At 51.9% G+C, this 19,546-nt stretch carries 13 protein-coding genes; 3 read left to right on the top strand and 10 right to left on the bottom strand.

Annotated features, from left to right (window positions below):
- Window positions 1–72 precede the first annotated feature (72 nt).
- Window positions 73–1,461, bottom strand: a complete 1,389-nt coding sequence (locus AXF19_RS11005) for a pyruvate carboxylase subunit B (RefSeq protein ID WP_066848786.1) — start codon at window positions 1,459–1,461, stop codon at window positions 73–75.
- A gap of 236 nt (window positions 1,462–1,697) precedes the next feature.
- Between AXF19_RS11005 and AXF19_RS11000 the strand changes: the two genes are divergently transcribed.
- Window positions 1,698–2,141 carry an RrF2 family transcriptional regulator gene (locus AXF19_RS11000; RefSeq protein WP_066848784.1) on the top strand — a complete coding sequence of 148 codons (444 nt, stop codon included), beginning with the start codon at window positions 1,698–1,700 and terminating at the stop codon, window positions 2,139–2,141.
- On the opposite strand, the gene AXF19_RS10995 is transcribed toward AXF19_RS11000, so the two are convergent.
- From AXF19_RS10995 to AXF19_RS10955, 9 genes are all read right to left on the bottom strand, one after another.
- Entirely contained in the window at window positions 2,134–3,423 is a 1,290-nt protein-coding gene (locus tag AXF19_RS10995; protein WP_066848781.1) for a DUF445 domain-containing protein, read from the bottom strand. The genes AXF19_RS11000 and AXF19_RS10995 overlap by 8 nt on opposite strands.
- Window positions 3,420–4,649, bottom strand: coding sequence for a DUF445 domain-containing protein (locus AXF19_RS10990; RefSeq protein ID WP_066848779.1), 1,230 nt, complete (start codon window positions 4,647–4,649; stop codon window positions 3,420–3,422). Before AXF19_RS10990 ends, AXF19_RS10995 begins: the two co-directional genes overlap by 4 nt.
- Window positions 4,650–4,659: 10 nt before the next feature.
- Entirely contained in the window at window positions 4,660–5,544 is an 885-nt protein-coding gene (galU, locus tag AXF19_RS10985) for a UTP--glucose-1-phosphate uridylyltransferase GalU (protein WP_066848777.1), read from the bottom strand.
- A 74-nt stretch (window positions 5,545–5,618) separates the two neighbouring features.
- Window positions 5,619–6,683, bottom strand: a complete 1,065-nt coding sequence (locus tag AXF19_RS10980) for a tartrate dehydrogenase (protein WP_066848775.1) — start codon at window positions 6,681–6,683, stop codon at window positions 5,619–5,621.
- Window positions 6,684–6,717: 34 nt separating this feature from the next.
- Window positions 6,718–8,061: a hypothetical protein gene (locus AXF19_RS10975; protein WP_066848772.1), complete on the bottom strand. Its 1,344-nt coding sequence runs from the start codon at window positions 8,059–8,061 to the stop codon at window positions 6,718–6,720.
- Window positions 8,062–8,103: 42 nt separating this feature from the next.
- Complete coding sequence (locus AXF19_RS10970) at window positions 8,104–8,739, bottom strand: hypothetical protein (RefSeq protein WP_084784822.1); 636 nt, start codon at window positions 8,737–8,739, stop codon at window positions 8,104–8,106.
- A complete protein-coding gene (locus AXF19_RS10965; protein ID WP_066848766.1) occupies window positions 8,736–9,227 on the bottom strand; it encodes a CinA family protein in 492 nt (163 codons plus the stop codon). Before AXF19_RS10965 ends, AXF19_RS10970 begins: the two co-directional genes overlap by 4 nt.
- Window positions 9,227–10,555 carry a 30S ribosomal protein S12 methylthiotransferase RimO gene (gene rimO, locus AXF19_RS10960; RefSeq protein WP_066848763.1) on the bottom strand — a complete coding sequence of 443 codons (1,329 nt, stop codon included), beginning with the start codon at window positions 10,553–10,555 and terminating at the stop codon, window positions 9,227–9,229. The genes AXF19_RS10965 and rimO overlap by 1 nt, the downstream gene beginning before the upstream one ends.
- 22 nt (window positions 10,556–10,577) lie before the next feature.
- Window positions 10,578–11,627 carry an ABC transporter substrate-binding protein gene (locus tag AXF19_RS10955; protein WP_066848760.1) on the bottom strand — a complete coding sequence of 350 codons (1,050 nt, stop codon included), beginning with the start codon at window positions 11,625–11,627 and terminating at the stop codon, window positions 10,578–10,580.
- A 359-nt stretch (window positions 11,628–11,986) separates the two neighbouring features.
- On the opposite strand from AXF19_RS10955, the gene AXF19_RS10950 reads away from it, so the two are divergent.
- Together AXF19_RS10950 and AXF19_RS10945 are read left to right on the top strand one after the other, a co-directional pair.
- Complete coding sequence (locus AXF19_RS10950; protein WP_172837386.1) at window positions 11,987–18,943, top strand: hemagglutinin repeat-containing protein; 6,957 nt, start codon at window positions 11,987–11,989, stop codon at window positions 18,941–18,943.
- Window positions 18,944–19,381: a DUF2691 family protein gene (locus AXF19_RS10945; RefSeq protein ID WP_237141603.1), complete on the top strand. Its 438-nt coding sequence runs from the start codon at window positions 18,944–18,946 to the stop codon at window positions 19,379–19,381.
- The last annotated feature ends 165 nt before the right edge of the window (window positions 19,382–19,546 follow it).

Genomic DNA, 19,546 nt, shown 5'->3' with positions numbered 1-19,546 from the left:
CGTACGACAGGCTTTTTTCTTGCAATAGAAAACCACCCGACAAGCGGGTGGCTGTGATGAATCGTCCACGTATTATTCTTTGACGTAGGCCGTGATCGGCTTGTAGTGCTTCTGGAAGAACTCTTCTGCAACCTGCGGGAAGAGCGCGTAGGAGAGAACATCCTCATCTGACGGGTTGATATACCCCTTGTTCTTGAGTTCTTCTTTGAACTCTGCAAATGTCGTGGCCTTTGCATCCTCGATGGAGCAGTCATCAATGATCTCGTCAGCAGGAATACCAAGCGTATCCGTCAGGAACTTGCGATCGATGTCAACCGGCGTCTTGCCAAACTTGCCGCGTGCGAGATCCTTGAACTCGGTCGGAACCATCTTGTAACGCTCACCAGTCATGACGTTAAAGGTAGCCATCGTACCGACAATCTGCGAGGACGGCGTAACGAGCGGGGGATAGCCGACATCCTTGCGAACGCGCGGCATCTCATCCAGCAGATCCTGATACTTGTCTTCCATACCCGCTTCCTTGAGCTGGTTCGCAAGATTGGAAAGCATACCGCCGGGAATCTGGAAGTCCAGCACGTTCGGATTCACATCGAAGTAGCCTTTGAGATTGAAGGTCTTAATGAGATCCTGCTTGACACCAAGGAAGTACTTGGAGATCGGTGTCATTGCATGACGATCGAGTCCTGTATCGCGCTCCTCGCCCTCGAGCATTGCAATCATCGTCTCCGTACACGGCTGGGACGTATCGCTTGAGAAGGGCGCAAGTGCCGTATCAATGATATCAACACCGGCCTCAATCGCCTTCAGATAGGTCGCATGACCGAATCCGGAAGTGCAGTGCGTGTGAAGGTCAATGGGGATCTGCACCGCAGCCTTGAGCTTCTTGACAAGATCCTCTGCCACATACGGCTTCAGAAGTCCTGACATATCCTTGATGCAGACGGAATGGCAACCCATCTTTTCAAGCTCAACCGCCAGCTCAACAAAGCTCTCATTCGTGTGAACAGGGCTGATCGTATAGACCAGACAGCCCTGGACATGGGGTTTCTCAGGGCACTTGAGTGCTGCATCAATCGCGACTTTGAGGTTACGAATATCGTTGAGTGCATCAAAGATGCGGAATACACCGATACCGTGCTCAGATGCCTTCTGAACGAACTTCTCTACCACATCATTGGAGTAGTGATTATAGCCGAGCAGGTTCTGACCACGGAGAAGCATCTGAATCGGCGTCTTGAGATTTTTCTTCAGAATATCCAAGCGCTCCCACGGATCCTCATCAAGGAAGCGCAGGCAGCTATCAAACGTAGCACCGCCCCATGCTTCAAGAGAATTGTAGCCAATGGCATCAAGTGCCGCGAGCTGCGGAAGCATGTCCGAAATTCTCATGCGGGTTGCCAACAGTGACTGGTGGCCGTCACGGAGGACAGTCTCAGTGATTTTGACCGGATTCTTTGCCATAAAAGAACACTCTCCTTGATTAAAAGTATAATCAAAAGTTATATAACCCAACATCTAAATTATAGATTCAAATTGCGTTATTGTCAATGACAAGTTATAAAATTCACATATTTTCCTACAAATTTTATTTGAACGTGAGGCCATACTACTTTAGGAAGCACTGATATTGACATTTCTCTATTTTTAACATATTATATTGCTATAAAAACTATGTTTTTCTGAAAGAAGATGCATATATGAAAATCTCTGCAAAAGGGCGTTACGGAATCGCGGCCATGGTATTTCTCGCACGAAGCTACGATGCCTCCTCCCCTATTACGATCATCAGTATATCGGAACATCTAGGCATCTCGAAGATCTACCTTGAGCAGGTCTTTTCCCTACTCAAGCGCAGCAAGCTCGTCAACTCGATCAAGGGATCTCAGGGGGGCTATCAGCTCTCCCGTCATCCGCGCGATATCACAGCATACGACATTCTCTCCTCCATCGAAATCTCGCTGATCGAAAAGACGGGAACAGCCTCGGAGAAGATGGATCAGCTCAACCACATCCTCTCGCGCGAAGTATTTGATGTGCTGGACAAGAGTATATTCGAGACGCTGAATGCGATTACACTGGAGGCGCTCCTCACGGCACTGAATCATGAGGAGAGCAACGAGAATCTCATGTACTTCATCTAAAGATATTCATGCAGACAAAGAGCAAAAGTCCGATACATCCGCCCACGAGAGAACCGTTGACGCGAATCCACAGGAGATCCTGTTCCACCTTGTCGTAGATGAGATGATTGAGCTCTTCGTCTGTGAGACGAGACAGCACGTTGCCGACAATGACACCGACGAGGGTCTGCGCATGCAACGCGGATCGCGCCAAGAGGTCATAGAGAACCTTTGCAATGATCTTTTGCAGTTCCGGACGCTCCTCAACGAGAAAGAGCATGTGCTGATATTCGAGATGAAGGATGTTCTGCAGCTGCATATAGAATGCAGGCATATGCTCCTCAATCGGATCGACTTCCCGCTTCAAATCCATTTGGAAGTGCCTGCGCATCCCCTGAAAGAGCCGCGCGAGTGTCTCATCAATCGGAAGCTCCTGCGCAAGGCGCTCCTGTAATTCACGCGCGAGATGCAGCAGCTCCTCATCCTGGCGCATGTCTGACAGGCAGTCGTGCAGGAGCGCCACGGCATTTTCCTGCAGGGGGGAGCCTTCTCGCCCGAGTTCATTCAGAACATTGCAGGTATGCCGCTGAATCAGTTCTGCCCCCTCGTCGAGATTGACCGTATTCGTCACCTCAAGCAGACGGGACAAGAAGCCATCTCCGAGTTTCTCGCGCTCCAGCTCTGCGAGCGTCTCCCGAATTGAGTGACGCGTTTCCTCCGCAGATACCTCTCGTGCGAGAAGTTGTGCAATCCGCGAGAGCGCCTGCCGATCCCATCCATTCTCTGCAGACAGCGTATCAAATCGCTGCATCAGCTCCGACGGGTCTTCGCGCAGAATCAAAGCCTTGAAGCGTTCCGATAAATAAGCAATCGCCTTCTTATTGTTCTTTCGCAGGAATGATGCACGGATAAAGTGCATGACGGTGCCAGTTAGCTGCTCCTCCGTCCTTTTTTTATGTAAAAATTTCTGTAACATGGGGAGCAGATGGATTTTCTCAATGTGCCGAAAAATCTTGCGGCGCGAGAAGAACTCCTTCTGCACCATGACGACAATCGCGTGAATAAAACTGTCCCGCCTGCGCGGCAGGATCGCCGTATGATAGGGAAATCCAAGCGGCTTACGAAAGAGCGCCGTGACGGCAAACCAATCCGCAACACCGCCGACCAGAGCCGCCTCACTGACCATGAGCAGCCCCTCCGTCCAGAGCGTCTGCGGAAAATGCAGATGCAGTCCGAGGGAGAGCAGAAAGAACAGGAAGGAGCTCAAAAGAGCAGTATCTGCCTTGTTCCATGTGCGCGTCATAGCCCCCACATCCTTTCCGCAAATGTCACAAGAAGCGACAGCCCCATGCCGACAAATGCACCGACGATCGCGCCATTGATGCGGATCATCTGCAAGTCGGTGCGCACCTTCCCCTCGACAAAGGTGATGAGTTCATCATCCGACTTCTGATTCAGATACTCCCGCACAAAGTCCGCAATCATCTCGTGATGCTTCTCCACCTCTCCGGCCGCGAGATCCTTCAACCAGCGATCTGCACGATGCTGCCACGCCTCCGAATGAACGAAGATGTCTATTTTTTCATTGAGGAGTTCCTTGACATACGGAACCCAAAAGGGGTGGCTGCCCTTTATACGCTGTTCGATGAAATCGGTGAGAATATTTTCGATCTCAAGCTGTTCGATCACATGGAGCTTGTACCGATGAAGTTCCTCATACAGCTTCGGATTCGCACGCAGCCCGGTCACAAAGGAGACCAGAGCCTGAACACCATCCCGATGGCGACTATCATCCACCGAAGTTGCAGAACTCAGAATCTCTTCCAACCGTCCGGTCAGCCACTCCGCAATCATGGCATCGTCAAAAAAGGACAGGACAAAGGCGCGTATCATCCCGTCGCGCTCATATTCCGTACGAATGGATGCGATGTTCTCATGGAGCATATCCTGAAAGATCTGGGTCTGTACGAGACGCAACCCCATGCGGATCAGCATATTGAAAATGCGGTCTGCATGGGGCTCTTCTGTCAGCACGTCAAGAAGCTCTGCAAAGCTCTCCTCCAACGGGAGCGCATGCAGTGCCTGAATGACATATGGCGTCAATTCCCTTGCAATATGGCGGCTGTCCACATCCGAGGCGACATGGCGGAGAATGTCCACCGTCGCCTCAATGAGACGTTCACGTCCGCCGCGATGCTGCAGATACTCCACGAGGAGCGCTCCGATCTTCTCGCGCTCGACGACGTCCATGATATTCTCTTTGCTGAGCAGATCATCGGCAGAGAAGCGTACGAGAGACTCCATGATGCGTGCGCGGTTGCGGCGAAGGATGTCCGTCCGATGGGAAATGCCAAGGGGGCGTCCGAAGATCGCCTTGACCGCGAACCAATCTGCCAATCCGCCGATTGTCGCCGCGAGAAATCCGTGATGAATGGTTGTCAGTGCGAGCGAGCTCCCCTGCCCCGCCGTCCCGATTGCACCGATGACACTCAGCGCAAGCGCAAGATTTGCCTGATTTTCCTTCCGCAAGCCGATCGCCTCACATTGTCTTTACAAAATCTTGCAGATAGGCCTTGAAATCCGCACCGAGATCTTCGCGGCGCAGTGCAAATTCAACGGTCGCCTGCAAAAATCCCAGCTTATCTCCGAGATCGTAGCGCTTCCCTTCGAAATCGTAGGCATAGACGGCTTCTCTCTGCGCCAGCACCTTGAGCGCATCCGTCAGCTGGATCTCCCCGCCCTTGCCCGGCTTCGTTTCGCTGAGAATGGCAAAGATCTCCGGGCTGATGATATAGCGCCCGAGCACCGCCATACGGCTCGGCGCCTCCTCGATGGACGGTTTTTCCACCATGTCGGAAACACGCATGAGGCGTGGATTCTCCAATGTCTCCCCCGCTACGATACCATACGACGACACCTGCTCATCCGAAACCATTTGGCATCCCAGCACAGAACCCTGTGTCTCCTCATAGACATCAATCAGCTGTCCCAGAGCCGAACGCTGCGGATGGTAGACAACATCATCACCAAGGAGGACGGCAAACGGCTCATGACCGACAAAACTGCGTGCGCAGAGGATGGCGTCACCGAGGCCGCGCATATATTTCTGCCGCACATAGTGAACATTTACATCCGTAGTCTCGCGGACGATGTCGAGCAGCTCCGTCTTCCCCTTGCGCTCCAATTCATGTTCGAGCGCAGGTGCGGAGTCAAAGTGATCCTCGATGGCACGCTTTCCGTGACCGCTGATAATGAGGATGTCCTCAATGCCGCTCGCAAGAGCCTCCTCCACAATGTATTGAATGGTCGGCTTATCTACGATGGGCAGCATTTCCTTCGGCGTCGCCTTCGTCGCGGGGAGGAAACGCGTTCCATAGCCTGCGGCGGGAATGACGGCTTTGCGTATGCGCTGTTTCTCGTTCATCTTATCTGCTCCATTCGTTATGTAAATAGAGCGCGAGGCGCACAGCACCCCGCGCTTTTCATGAAAATCTGTAATTAGCGTTTCAAAATTTCAAGGACAGCGTCGCCGATCTCCGAGGTCTTGGCACACCCGCCAAGGTCAGGCGTCAATGTCTTCCGCTCCACAAGCAACGTCTCGATTGCAGCAAGCAACCGCTCTGCCCAGATCTCTTCTCCAAGGAATTCCAACATCTGACTGACCGACCAGATGGACGCCAGCGGATTTGCAGCACCCTGTCCCGCAATATCCGGGGCACTTCCGTGAATTGGCTCGAACATTGACGGGTACTTCCGTTCGGGATTGAGGTTTGCACCTGCCGCCAGTCCCATGCCGCCCGCAATCGCCGCTCCGAGATCCGTCAGGATATCGCCAAAGAGGTTGCTCGTCACAACGATCTCGAAACGCCCCGGATCCTTGACAAAGAACATGCTCGCCGCATCGACGAGGAGGCTGTGTGTTTCCACATCGGGATACTCCTTGCCGATCTCCGCGAAAATCTCATCCCAGAACACCATGGAGTAGTGCAGTGCGTTCCCCTTGGAGATCGAGGTGAGCGAGCGTTTTTCACGGCGTGCAAGCTCATAGGCATAGCGTATGACGCGTTCACAACCATGACGAGAGAAGACCCCCGTCTGCAGCGCTACCTCACGCTCCGTTCCCGCATAGAGATGTGCGCCGACGTTGGCATACTCCCCTTCGCTATTCTCTCGGACAACAACCATATTGATGTCATCCGCTGAGACATCGGCAAGCGGGCACGGCGCTCCCTTCAAGAGACGTACGGGACGCAGGTTAATGTATTCATCGAATCCACGGCGAATCCGAAGCAGGAGGTCACCTAGGGATATGTGATCCGGCACCCCGGGATAGCCAACGGCACCGAGATAGATGGCATCAAAATCCTTGAGCCGATCCAGACCGTCCTCCGGCATCATTTCGCCCGTCTTCAGATAGTATTCACAGCCCCAAGGGAAATCCGCAAAGGAAACCGAAAAGTTTCCATCCATCTGTGAGATACCGGAAAACACCTTCTTCCCTTCGGCAATGACTTCCGGACCGATGCCATCCCCCGCAATGACTGCAATATCAAAGCGCTTCATAGATTCCCCTCCCGATCAATTTCTGCAAAACTGATTAGAACGCATCCGCAATCGTCTTGATCAGCAGCGCTTCCTGCTGGCGCGGGAGCCCGCTCCGGTGCAGTGCACGTCCGAAACCGATGAGGAAGTCGATCTTCTGAAGCCGCGTCAGCGTTGTATTCTCACGCAGAACCTTTGTAATCGCCCGCATTCCCGCAACAGTTGGATCCCGCTGCAGCTGAACCTCCATCGCCAGCTGACCGGCAAGGATATGCCGGCGCACTTCGTCCGAAACACCTACAAGATCTGCTTCCGAATTCGGAGGCATCTCACGGGCTCCCATCTCCGGAACACCATCGGGACGCACGGAGTGCTCCACGGCTGGTGTTTGGTCTTTCACAGGCGCAACTGCGGGATGCTGCATATTTGTGTTGCCCAGTACCTCGAAACTCTCCGGCTGTCTCGGCGCTGCCCCATTCTCTGCAGGAGGTGTTAGAGAGAACTGCTCATGCGGCATTTGGGCGTAGCGCGGACGTGCGGGAGGCTGCTGTGCTTCAATAACGGCAGCAACAGTCCCGGATGGCAATACGGATGCACTTTGCCCCATTGTACCCGCCTGTGCAGACGAGGCAACGGCCTCTGTATGCATCTGAGCCATCGCCGCATGCTGCTGCCCTGATACCTGCGCCCCTGTATGTGGGGAAGTGGGGATATGCGGAGCAGCAGAAACATCCGATGGATTGATCTGCATGGGAGCCTGTCGATCTGATACAGTGGCAGGAATATTTGTTCCGCCGTGTGCAACAGAGACTTGCGCGTTATTCTGCCCCTGAACGGCAGAGGCATCTCCATGCGCCGCCATGGATGCAGTGGCTGAGGGAACAAATGCAGCAGACTGTTCATCAGTCGGAGGAGCAGGCTTCTTGGGTCTTGGCGGCGGTGTCGGGCGGTTCATATTCACGTCACCGACCAACTCGTTCACGGGACGCCCTTCTTTTGCAGCCAGTTTCTCCTCTCGCCTGATATCCTCTGCCGTGATGATGACAGGCTTCGCCTTTTGTGCGGAAAGGCTAAATGATGGGTCGCTGTTTCGCGCAGCAAGGCGTGCATCAACACTGTCCCAACGAAGACGTGCCGGCTGGGGTGCCTGCTTTGCCGCAGGCTGTGCCATTGCGGCACCCACCGATTCTTTCTTTTGAGCCGTTATGGATGCCTCATAGCGATCCGCCCCGCTGTTTTCCTCCACTGTAGGTTTTTTCACAGGATCTGTCACCAATCGATTGGCGTGAAAGAGCTCCTGCGAATCCACCGTACCCGGTGTCGCGGCAAATGTCGTACCCGATGAGAGTGCGACAAGCACAGCAGCTGTCAGCATCGTTTTCTTCGATGACATCTTCATTGATATTTCTCCCTCAATTCCCATGCGTTATGAAAACAATCCTCATGGTACTGCCTGCATACTTCGTGCACCCGACAAAAAGGCTGCAACAGAGGCGTCACGCAACTCCGGATTATCGATGAGTTCGAGACCATAGCGTGACCCGTTCGTGCCACGGAAGAAGAGCACAGCCATCTGACTGTCCGCCCTTGCCGTTGCATCCGGCGTTCCATCGCCGTCCTCATCAATCTCGATCTCCTTTGCCGTGGTGGCAAAGATCGCCTTGTTGTCCTCTGTCAGATTGATGAGCATAATGCCCTCGTATCCATTGCTGTCCATGATTCCCTTGAGAAGCTCTACCGACTCCTCCGGGCTGATCGCATTGAGGTTAGGGACGCTGTCCTCCGAGAATGCATTCACGTGAATAATCCACGCGTGTTTGATATAGTAATCCTCATTCTCGAAAATCAATACCTCGCCTTCGTGCCCGTCGAGCTCGACTGCAGGGATAACGAAAGCAGGCTGTTTGGGACACCTAATGCGATAGCCGTATGCTGTACTCTCATAGGCATAGGAAAGCGCAGGAGAAACGGACTCCTGCACCATCTGTGCAGTCTCCTCCGCAAATGCGTGTGGCGCACCGGACAGAAGCGCCATAGCGCCAACGACCACAGCTAATTTTCGGTAACTCTTCATCATAGAGAACTCCTCATTACATCGTATATCATTTGCAGTGCTTTTTCAACCGCCGCATTCTTGTTTTCGAGCCGCGTGCCGGAGAAATTATTTTTTTCGACAATCGTATGCGTTCGATCGGCTGCGGCGATATAGATGAGCCCAACCGGCTTTTCTGCCGATCCGCCGTCGGGGCCTGCAATGCCTGTAATGCCTACGCCGATATCCGTCTGCATGAGCTGCCGCACACCCTCCGCCATCTCGCGTGCCGTCTCCTCAGAGACAGCACCATGCAGCAAAAGGGTCTCCTCAGAGACATGAAGAATGCGTGACTTCACATCGTTTGAGTAGGAGACAACGCTGCCCATCACATAGGCAGAGCTGCCGGGAATGTCCGTCAGCGTACTCGTGAGGAGTCCTCCGGTACAGGACTCGGCACAGGAAATCGTAAGGCCGCGCGCACGCAGTTCCCTCCCCAACTCATCAGAGAGCATTTCATATGCAGACTCCATCAATGCACCCTCTCCCCCACAATATCGTACGTAAATCCTTGCAGGAGGTGAACGCGGACAATCTCGCCAACTTGGCTCTCGGTATCTCCCTCAATATAGATCTGTCCGTCCACCTCGGGTGCCTCCCGATAGGAACGCCCCACGGCAATCGCCTGCTGCTCCGCATCGCGCCCCTCTATCAGGACATCCAACTCCTGATCTTCAAGACCGATATTGATCTCCTCGGAGATCTTGCTCTGCAGACTCATGAGGTCATGATAGCGCTCCTGCATGACCTCCTCTGAGACCTTCTGCGCCATTGCGGCTGCCGGCGTATCCTCCTCCTCAGAGTAGGTAAATATGCCGACCTTATCAAAGCGCTGCTCCTCCACAAAGGAGCGAAGCGCCTGATAGTGCGTATCCGTCTCCCCCGGGAATCCGACAATAAATGTCGAGCGAATTGCAACGCCGGGAATGCGCTCACGTAGCTTTTTAATCAGCTTCTCTACGCCCTCACGCGTATCGGGGCGGTTCATTGAACGCAGCACGGCATTATGTGCATGCTGCAGCGGGAGGTCGACATATTTTACAACCTTTGGCTCAGTCGCAAACACCTCGATAAGCTCGTCCGTGAAGTATTTCGGATAGCTATAGAGCACACGAATCCACGCAATTTTTTCGATCTTCGCCAGCTCCCGCAGGAGTGTCGGAAGCATTGGCTTCCGATAGCGATCAAGACCATAGTTTGCACTGTCCTGCGCAATCAGGACGATCTCGCGCACACCTCTCTCTGCAAGGTCTCGTACCTCTTCGAGAATATCCTCCATCTCCCTGCTGCGGAAACTGCCGCGAATGAGTGGAATCGCACAGAATGCGCAACGATGATCGCAGCCCTCGGCGATCTTGACATAGGCGGTATAGTTTGGCGTCGTCCGCAGACGCGGCGTCTTGGCATCGTAGATGGTCTCATCCTTGCCTGCAATCAGGAGTCGCCGCCCTTTCAGAGTCTCCTGAATAACCTCCATGATGCGGCTCCATGCGCCTGTACCGATGATGGCATTCGCCTCTGGGATCTCATCAAGCAGCTGCTGTCCATAGCGCTGCCCGAGGCAGCCTGCCACAATCAGGCTTCGACAACGCCCCGTCTCCTTATAGTCCGCCATGCCGAGCACCGTTGTGATGGATTCTTCCTTCGCGGACTGGATGAAGGCGCAGGTGTTGACAATCAGGATATCCGCCTCTGCAGGCTCATTGGTGATCTCAATGCCATGCTCCTGCATGATGCCGAGCATGACCTCCGTATCAACGAGATTCTTTGCACAACCGAGACTGATAAAACCTGCTTTCACTGGTAAACTCCTCCGGCTTTCATTACTCTTCGTAGAACCGCACCTCTTTGATCCAGCGATCCAGGAGGATCTCCTTTTCCTCCTTACTGAAATACGGTCTGTTTTTAAAAATGTTGATATCCTTCCCTGCAAACATCTGATAGGAAAGTGTCATGGGATTCGTGGTGAGGAAATAGAAGCGATGCTGCGCGAGTGACAACTGTGCCTCATCCGTCAGCAGCCAGTCGGCAAAGACCTCGGCTGCACGGGCATCATGCTCCGCCGCACGGAAGGCAATGCCCGTCCCATAGATGACCGCAGACGTGCCGTCCACGGGATAGAGAATGCGGATGGGATACTCATCATGCACATAGCGGAGCGTCTCGCTCAGAACCGCAACAGAGAGATCTACCTCGCCCATCCCTGCCTGCCGTACCGGCGTGTGCAGGTATTTGGAATACTGTATGATCTTCGGCTGAATCCTGCGCCAAATCTCAAACGCGCGCTGATCTCCGTACTCGGCAATCATGCTGTAGAGCAGATTCGAGGAGGCATCTGCCGCCATAAAATCCGTCGTTCCTATGCGGATGTCGCGCTGCCGCGTGAGCTGCTGCCAAGAGTTCGGCAGATCGAGATGTGTGCGCAGATAGTCCTGATTCACAGCAAAGACGACGGGATCATACCAGACCCCTGTCCAGTAGCGGTTCGGATGGCGGAACGAGTCCGCAACTTGATCGCCCTTCTCTGAGATATAGGGCACAAGATACCCCGCAGCGGCGGCGCGATCCAGCGTCTCACGATCCGTCAGGACAAGGGCAGCTTTCCCATCTCCCTCCTCAAGTGATTGCTCATTGAGGCGCGTTAGAATCTGTTCGGAGGACAGCTGAACGAAATTGACACGAATATTATACTCTTTTTCATACTCCTCGGACAGAACCGCCGCAATCTCTGCGGGAAGTGTCGTATATGCTGTCAGTTCCTGCATGGGATGACGCTTCACTGCAGGCGAGCCGGACGAGAGAAATGCCGACCCCGCAGCAATTATTGTCACGAGAAGAGCAATCACGACGATAAATAGCGTATACCGCTTCATGAGGCTTCTCTTTCTTTACATTGAAGAATCTAAACTCTTTCCATTATAAACAAAGTCAAGCGTTCAGACAAGTGAATTTGTCGCGACATGAAAAAAAGGTATACTATAAAATAAATTAACGCAAAAAATTCATTTTGTACTTCGTTTAGTTAAACTATTGTAATCTTTTGAGGCAGAGTTGCGCAACATAAGAAATTATCAGCGATTCCTTAAAAAGACTCAATCATACAAATTCAGCGAGAATTACTTCTTTCGTCTTATTGGAACAATGTCCTTGTAAGAATCTATGGATTCATGTTATCATCAATTTGCTTTGATCATTTTCATGTAGGGATATTGTTTCAAAGAGGACAACGCAGATGAGAAAGAAAGACCTTGCCCGAAAGATCACGAGTTGGATCACGCTCGGTGTTTTTTCGATGCAGCCCATACTCACCTTTGCCGCAGAAATCCTCCCGGACACCTCCGCTCCGATCTCTCAGCAGCCGTTGGTGATGGAGACGGCGAGCGGGCATCCTCTCGTACAGATCGCGCCCCCATCTGCGGGCGGCGTGTCAATGAATCTCTATACGTTCTTTAACGTACCCGAGCGCGGCGCGATCCTCAACAACAGCTATAATCTCTCCAATACGGAGCTTGCAGGGTATGTGCAGGGAAATCCGAACCTCATGGGCGGTACTGCGCGTATCATCGTTAATGAAGTCACAAGTGCAAATCCATCCGAACTGCGCGGCTTTTTAGAGGTCGCAGGTGACAGGGCCGGTGTCGTTATTGCCAATCCGAACGGGATTTTGGCAGATGGTGCCGGCTTTTTGAATACGGCAAGGGTAACACTTGCCACAGGACGCACAGAGATGGATGCCGCAGGAAAACTCGCTGCACTGCGCATCGACGACGGCAAAGTCGTCATTACAGGAAATGGCCTGAGTGCAAAGGGCGTAGATTCTGCCGAACTCTATGCACGCGCCATCGAAGTCAACGCAGGACTTTGGGCAGAACACGCAAAGATTGTCACAGGCGCAAATACAATCCGCTATGCGGATGGAGAAATCTCGCCCATCACTGCGGACAGCAACACGCCCGCCTATGCCCTCGATCTTTCGGCAATCGGCGGTATGTATGCGAATCGGATCGCACTGGTCGGAACAGAAAAAGGGCTCGGTGTCAATCTCGAAGGTCAGATCACGAGCACACAGGCGACCTCCCTCGATGTGAACGGAAACCTGAAGACCTCCGGCAACCTCTATTCGGACGGAACAACATCCATCCACGCAAAGGAAACAGCAAACAGCGGAACGATATATAGTGTTGCAGATACTGATGTATCCGCGACAGCACTTCAAAATGACGGAAAGATCATCAGCGGTGCAAATACTGCGCTCCAAGCAGATACGATTATCAACCGTGGAACGCTTGGGAGCAGCATCGCCCCCTCCGGCGCGGCAAATGCAAACGGCGTGTTGACAATCGGCGCAAAAACTCTTGTCAACTCTGACGCAAATATCCTCAGTGGAAACGATATCTCCATTACGGCAGACAATATTCATACCCAAAATGGTACGATTGCAGGAAATGGAGATATTTCAGTTGCGGCAGCGCAGCATCTGGACATTGAAAAGGCAACCTTGCAGAGCGGCAGGAACTTCTCTATACAGGCAGATTCGATGCCGCTCACGGGGAATATTTCCAGCGGCAAAGATTTATCCGTTGCGCTGAACAGCGATCTGACAAATGCCTCCGCCGCAGATTCTTTCGGAAATCTCCATGCCGGCGGCAATCTCACGGCAGAGGTCAATGGGGCTGTATTCAATAGGAAGAACCTCGAAGCAGACGGCACACTCACACTCACAGCAACGGGAAATCTCACACAGACAAACGAGGGCAGAATCTCCGGACAGAACCTGAACCTCACGGCAGCAGATATCCATAATCAAAACCTCATTCAGGCGGACAAGCGTACCAATATCGCTGCTGTACGACTAAAAAACGATGCCACAGGCAAAATCTATGGTGAAGATATCTCCATCCAAGCAAAGCATGTCGTAAACGAGAAGAACGCGCGCCTTGAATCCCGCCTTGCCGATGAGATGGCTGTCTTAAAGCAAAAAGCAGACCATCTGGAGGCGGCGCACCGCGTTGATGTGACAAGATTCACCTCATGGGGCGCGGTGAATGCGTATAAAGCAAACATCCATAACGCTGAACTCGCCTATGATGCACAACTGTCTGTAGTAGACGGAATCAAGGCAGAACTTGAACACCTCCCCTCTGGTGTCATTGCTGCGAGAAAGGGGCTGTCTGTCACCGCAGATACCATTCGCAATTCGGGAAACGCACTCCTATACGCCGGCAGGGATATGGATCTTTCTGCCACGGAGGGGCTTACGAATCGCGGCGCACGCATTGAGGCACAGGGGAGTATCCGCATTACTGCGCCCGTCACGAAAAACGAGAATGCCGCCTTTTCTGCAAAGCGCGTCATTACCGAGACAAGAACCAATCCCACAAAACTTCGGATTGACGAAGACCGTCACACCGAAATAGGTCAGGCATTTCCCGAGTGGGAGTTCCGCGAGATCAACAGCGGATACGGCGCATACCACAGTAATGTCGCTCCAAAAGTGATTCTGGAGCCTGCTGAATACAAACCGCTGGAACAGATTTCAGAGGAAGAACGTGCCGCCGGCGAGAAGCCCATTCCCGAGGAACTGATCGGCACCATGACTCCGACTTATGCCTACGACGATCCGATCTTCAAGCAGTTCGGCATCACCTCCATGAACACGGAACGGCCGGCAGCAGATGATCCCGCGCGTGCTGCATGGGACACGCAATACAAAGGAATCCTCGCACAGCTCAACGAAAAGATCACGGCATATAATGCAGAGGCAACGAAGTATAATCAAAAAATTGGCAAAGCTGCGGGACAGAAAATCATTTACTTCAGTGTCATCCGCAGTCATTCGCTCATCTCAAGGGAAAGCGTTACCTCTACCTTGCCCGGCAGCATTCTAGCAGGTGGCAATATCCTCCTAAACAGTGCTGTAGAGAATGATGACAGCAATATTGTTGCGGGGCGTACCTTGCAGGCCCTCGGCACTGTCAAAGAGGATGCCGCGAAACAGCAGGAACTTACTGTTACCTTTGGAACGACACAGGCTAGCTATACCGAAAGAAGGAACTGGCTCCATAAAGGAAAAGTACGGAAATATCACGGCATAGTCTTCATGAAGCCCGAAATTGCAAAAGGGAATGCATCTCCCATCGGTATTCAGACCTATGCGGGGGGCAGTGCTGTGCCCGTCGATCGGACAGATATTACAAACACACAGAGAGAGCGCGTGCAAAACGCCCTCTCCCCCTTCGGACTTGCTCCCTCCAATACGGCACAGACAGGTGATGACGAACAGGTCGAACGGCTCTTTGTCAGTTCCCTTTATCGTGTACACCCGGAATCCACGGCAAACTACCTCATCGAGACCGATCCCGCCTTTACAAACAAAAGAAACTTCCTCTCCTCGGACTATATGTATCGGCAGATGAAGTGGGATCAGGATAAGATTCCTAAGAGAGTCGGCGACGGCTTCTACGAACAGCAGTTGCTCGCTGAGCAAATTCTAAAGCAAACAGGAAAACGCCATCTCGAAGGCTATACCGATGACGAGGCCGCATTCAAGGCACTCATGGATGCGGGTATTTCCTATGCCGAGGAAATGAACATCGCTCCCGGCATTGCGCTCTCCAAGGAACAGGTCGCAGCCCTCACCACGGATATCGTCTGGATGGAGGAGCGCGACGTCTATGTGAACGGCAAAAAGGAACGCGCCATCTATCCTGTCTTCTACGCAAGGAATACGAATGGTCTCCGTCTTGCCGAGGGCGGCAGCCTCATCTCGGCAAAGAATATCTCCGTTGAAACAAAAGACGCACTGAAGAATGCAGGGACACTCTACGCCGAGAACCTCCTTGCACAGGCAGGAGATATTGAAAACACGGGACTAATGCGCGGCAAGAATATCAGTCTGAAATCCGAACATGATATCAATGTGCAGGGTTCTGTGATCGGAGACAAGAATGTCCTCCTCGATGCGAAGAACAACATCACCGTCAGCAGCACCACAGAACGGCTTGCCCATCAGGACGTACTGAATACAACCGCTGGAATTGCTGCCCGTGACAATGACGGCGTTCTTGCCATGCGTGCAGGAAAGGACATCACACTGACGGGCGCAACACTCTCCGCAAATGGCAATAGCGCCAGCATCCTTCTCGCGGCAGGAGAAAACATCTCGCTCAATACAAAAAAACTCCAGAGCGATAAGGATATGACGGAGAATGCAGAAAACTATCTCCGTACAAAGCGCGGTACGGAACTCGGTACAGAGATTCGCGCGGACGGGAATATCTCGCTTGCCGCAGGAAACGACCTTACGGCACGAGCCGCGACCATCGAGAGCAAAAGCGGCACGACTTCCCTCTCTGCCGGAAACGATATATCCCTCACCGCAGGACGGGAGACAGCCGAGGATCACTATGGCATTCGGTATAAGTCGAGCGGACTTCTCTCCACAAAAACCACGACTATCCGTACAGATACGGAGACAGATACCGCGATGACAAGCAAGGTCACGGGTCAGGATGTCCAGATTTCTGCCAAACGTGACGCATCCTTTACGGCGGCAGATATCGCTGCAGATCACAATGTGAACATCTCTGCCGGACGGAATGTCTCTGTCACCTCGGCAGAGAACTATGCCCATACGGAAAACTACAAAGAGGTCAAGAAGTCCGGCATCTTCGGTTCTGGCGGACTCGGCTTCACCATCGGAACACAGCAGACAAAGACCACGCGTGACAGCGATGCCCTCACACAGCAGGGAACGAATATTGCAGCCCTTAGCGGAAGCGTCACCATCTCTGCAGGAGAGAACGCGCACATCTCATCGAGCAATATCCTCGCAGATAAAGATGCAACCATTACAGCGAAGGATATCCATATCGACGGCAAGGACAACATCTACCGCGAGAGTATCACGCAGGAGAGCAAGACGACAGGTCTTACCGTCAGTCTCAGTCATGGACTCCTCGACCTCGGACAGTCGCTCTATACCCCGATCAGCCGTATCGGAGAGGTACAGGATGACCGTCTCAAAGCCGTATACGCCTTGCGGACGGGACGGATGATGCACGATGCGTTCAAGAAAAATCCTCTCACGGGTCAGACCTTCTCCCTGAACGTCAGCTTCGGCACGAGCAAATCCTACAGCCGTATGGAAGCTGCGACAACCGAATATGCAGGGAGCCGCATCGCGTCGGGTGGAAATACAAACATCACCGCAGGAGAGCGTGACCTGACCGTCAAGGGCAGTGCCGTCACGGGAAGCGATGTCTCCCTCACAGCCAAGGGGAACGTGCGCCTTGAATCCGGTGAGAATACAAATATCACCACAACGACCAACAAATTCAGCTCTGCGAGCATCGGAGCATCCTTTTCCCCGCAGGGGCTATCGGATATCAGCATCAACGCGAACAAGGGGAATGGCAGCAGCAAGGAAACAGTCACATCCTACTCCCCCACCATCGTTGCCGCCGAGAACAATCTCAGCCTCACCTCCGGCAAGGACATGGACATCATCGGGAGCAAGGCGCAGGGAGATCGGATCACGGCAAGAGTCGGCAGGAATCTCAATATTGAGACCCTACAGGAGAAAGAAACCTACGAGGAGCAGAATAAATCTACAGGCTTCGGATTCTCTTGGAGCATGAATCCAATAACAAAACACTTCTCCAAACCGACCATTGGCAGGGATTGGAGTAAAGGAACTATCGACTCGCACTACCGCAGCGCACACGATCAGGCAGGATTCTTTGCGGGAAGCAAAGGTTTTGATATCTACGTCGAAAAGAATACAGACCTCAAGGGCGGCGTTATTGCAAGCAAAGCGTCTCCCGACAAGAACCACCTCTCCACAGGGACGTTCTCATTCAGCAACCTCAAGAATGAGGCGGAGTATAACGCAAAAGACACTGGCTCTTCTGCGCAGATAAAACCGACACTTCGCTTAACAAAAGAAGAGGATCCTGACGGAAACAAAAAAGAGCGTCTGAAAGTAGTGCAGTCATTGCACTCCACTCCTTCCATTCCCATCGTAGTACAGGGAGATGCAAGCAGCACGACAAAGTCTGCCATCGCACCGGGTACCATCGACATCCGCGAGAATCCATCGCAGGATATCTCTGCACTCAGCCGAGATACAGCAAACTCACTGAACGAACTCGGCAGGATCTTCGACAAGAAGACCATCGAGGAGCAACAGGAACTTGTAAGCGTATTCCGAGAGGAGGCATTCCGTCTCCTGCACAATCTTCCCGACGATGGAAGCGGACGTAAAGCTTTCCTTCATTCCCTCGTCGGAGGACTCATAAGTCAGTTTGCAGGAGCAGGCTTTGCTTCGGGTGCAGCAGGTGCAGGACTCAACGAGGCACTGATTAACAACCTAAAAGGTCTTGACCCCACTATTGCACAGGTAATCAGTGGCGTCCTCGGCGCAGCTGCTGCAAAAGCAATCAACGGAGATGCAACAGCAGGAGCAACCGCGGCTGCGAGTGGGACGAAGCATAATTTCTTTGGGGGTGCCGCAACCGGTTCTATAACCCCGCAGATCATGGCAGCATTAACAGGGTATGTGATCGTAGTTTATGCAGGTGTGCAATATATCCAAAATACTGCCACAAACAAGATTGTAGCGCAACTGCAACAGGACGGAAATTGGTTGTTGAATAACGTGGATTCTACTCTTGAGTCTGTTTTTAAAGAGCACAACATACCTTATTCTCAACCACAGACGCTAAATGGTCCGCATTACTATATCACACCACCAATAACGGTGACTCCGCCAGATCATGAGCGGTTTACTTTTGATCTCTCCCCCAATATCCTAGATCTTAAATACAAGCCATATACCAATCCCTTGTTCGACTTTAAGGAGCAATGGAGCAGCCAAGACTTCTCTGATGGTAACAGGTTCCTTTCGAAAGGAGTTGAAAAAGAGAAAGCAGATAAAGCCTATCCTCCTGCCAATGAGCATTCATCTACCAACAATCCTAAAGATTTCGAGAAAACCGGCAAGCCAAATTCATCTATAGACCGTGTAGATGAAAAAGGCCGAATCATCACAAGGCGTTGGTATGATGGGGATGGACGCGCAAAAAAAGATGTAGATTTTACAGATCATGGAAATCCTAAAACACATCCCGAAGTTCCTCATGAACACACATGGGAATGGGATAAAAATGGTAATGCGAGGAGAAAATAGGTGAGAACTTTGAATCATATAAAAAAAATAAGTTTCATCATTCCAAATGAATGGGGACAATATTTATATCGTATACTTTCCCCCATAAAGGATATCGTCGATGGTACATGGGAGGTTTATGGTACATGGGAAGTTGTTGATCTTCAGGCATGGAAAAATATAAACGGTGAAATGGTTGATTTATTTGATTCCGATTATTTTTCAAACCAAGATTTTTTCTCATTGCTCGAGTCAGATATGTACTATATAGTATCAGGTATATTCAGCTTAAAATCTTCCATCGAAAACAAAAAGGATAATCTGAATACACCTTATTTAGAAGTCATTGTAACAGATAGTGTATATGTAGATATTTCTTCTGTTGATGACAAGATAATATCTGCCTTGTATACGAATGCAGTAAACCAAGGATTTGAAAATATTGAAATGGATGGATAATTCCATCATCCTTGAAGATTAATTTTTAACCGTCCCTTACTCTGTTATTCCCTATCAAAATATAGCAAAGGGAAATCTTAAGGCAGTTTCTCCCTGTTCCACATGAGGTGACTCCACTTGAAAACACTCAAACGCCCCTCTTTACTACTCCTCATCCCCATCCTC

Source organism: Selenomonas sp. oral taxon 126, from assembly GCF_001683335.1.
GTDB lineage: Bacteria > Bacillota > Negativicutes > Selenomonadales > Selenomonadaceae > Centipeda.
Note: the sequence above shows the minus strand (reverse complement) of the source record. Positions and strands in the feature narration are given on the sequence as shown.

What these genes read in the sequence shown, in the direction of transcription:
- AXF19_RS10955 (WP_066848760.1), bottom strand. Translation starts at nt 11,627, where the DNA reads ATGAAGCGGTATACGCTATTTATCGTCGTGATTGCTCTTCTCGTGACA.
- AXF19_RS10980 (WP_066848775.1), bottom strand. Translation starts at nt 6,683, where the DNA reads ATGAAGCGCTTTGATATTGCAGTCATTGCGGGGGATGGCATCGGTCCG.
- AXF19_RS10950 (WP_172837386.1), top strand. Translation starts at nt 11,987, where the DNA reads ATGAGAAAGAAAGACCTTGCCCGAAAGATCACGAGTTGGATCACGCTC.
- galU (WP_066848777.1), bottom strand. Translation starts at nt 5,544, where the DNA reads ATGAACGAGAAACAGCGCATACGCAAAGCCGTCATTCCCGCCGCAGGC.
- AXF19_RS10975 (WP_066848772.1), bottom strand. Translation starts at nt 8,061, where the DNA reads ATGAAGATGTCATCGAAGAAAACGATGCTGACAGCTGCTGTGCTTGTC.
- AXF19_RS10965 (WP_066848766.1), bottom strand. Translation starts at nt 9,227, where the DNA reads ATGGAGTCTGCATATGAAATGCTCTCTGATGAGTTGGGGAGGGAACTG.
- AXF19_RS10970 (WP_084784822.1), bottom strand. Translation starts at nt 8,739, where the DNA reads ATGATGAAGAGTTACCGAAAATTAGCTGTGGTCGTTGGCGCTATGGCG.
- AXF19_RS10995 (WP_066848781.1), bottom strand. Translation starts at nt 3,423, where the DNA reads ATGACGCGCACATGGAACAAGGCAGATACTGCTCTTTTGAGCTCCTTC.
- AXF19_RS11005 (WP_066848786.1), bottom strand. Translation starts at nt 1,461, where the DNA reads ATGGCAAAGAATCCGGTCAAAATCACTGAGACTGTCCTCCGTGACGGC.
- AXF19_RS11000 (WP_066848784.1), top strand. Translation starts at nt 1,698, where the DNA reads ATGAAAATCTCTGCAAAAGGGCGTTACGGAATCGCGGCCATGGTATTT.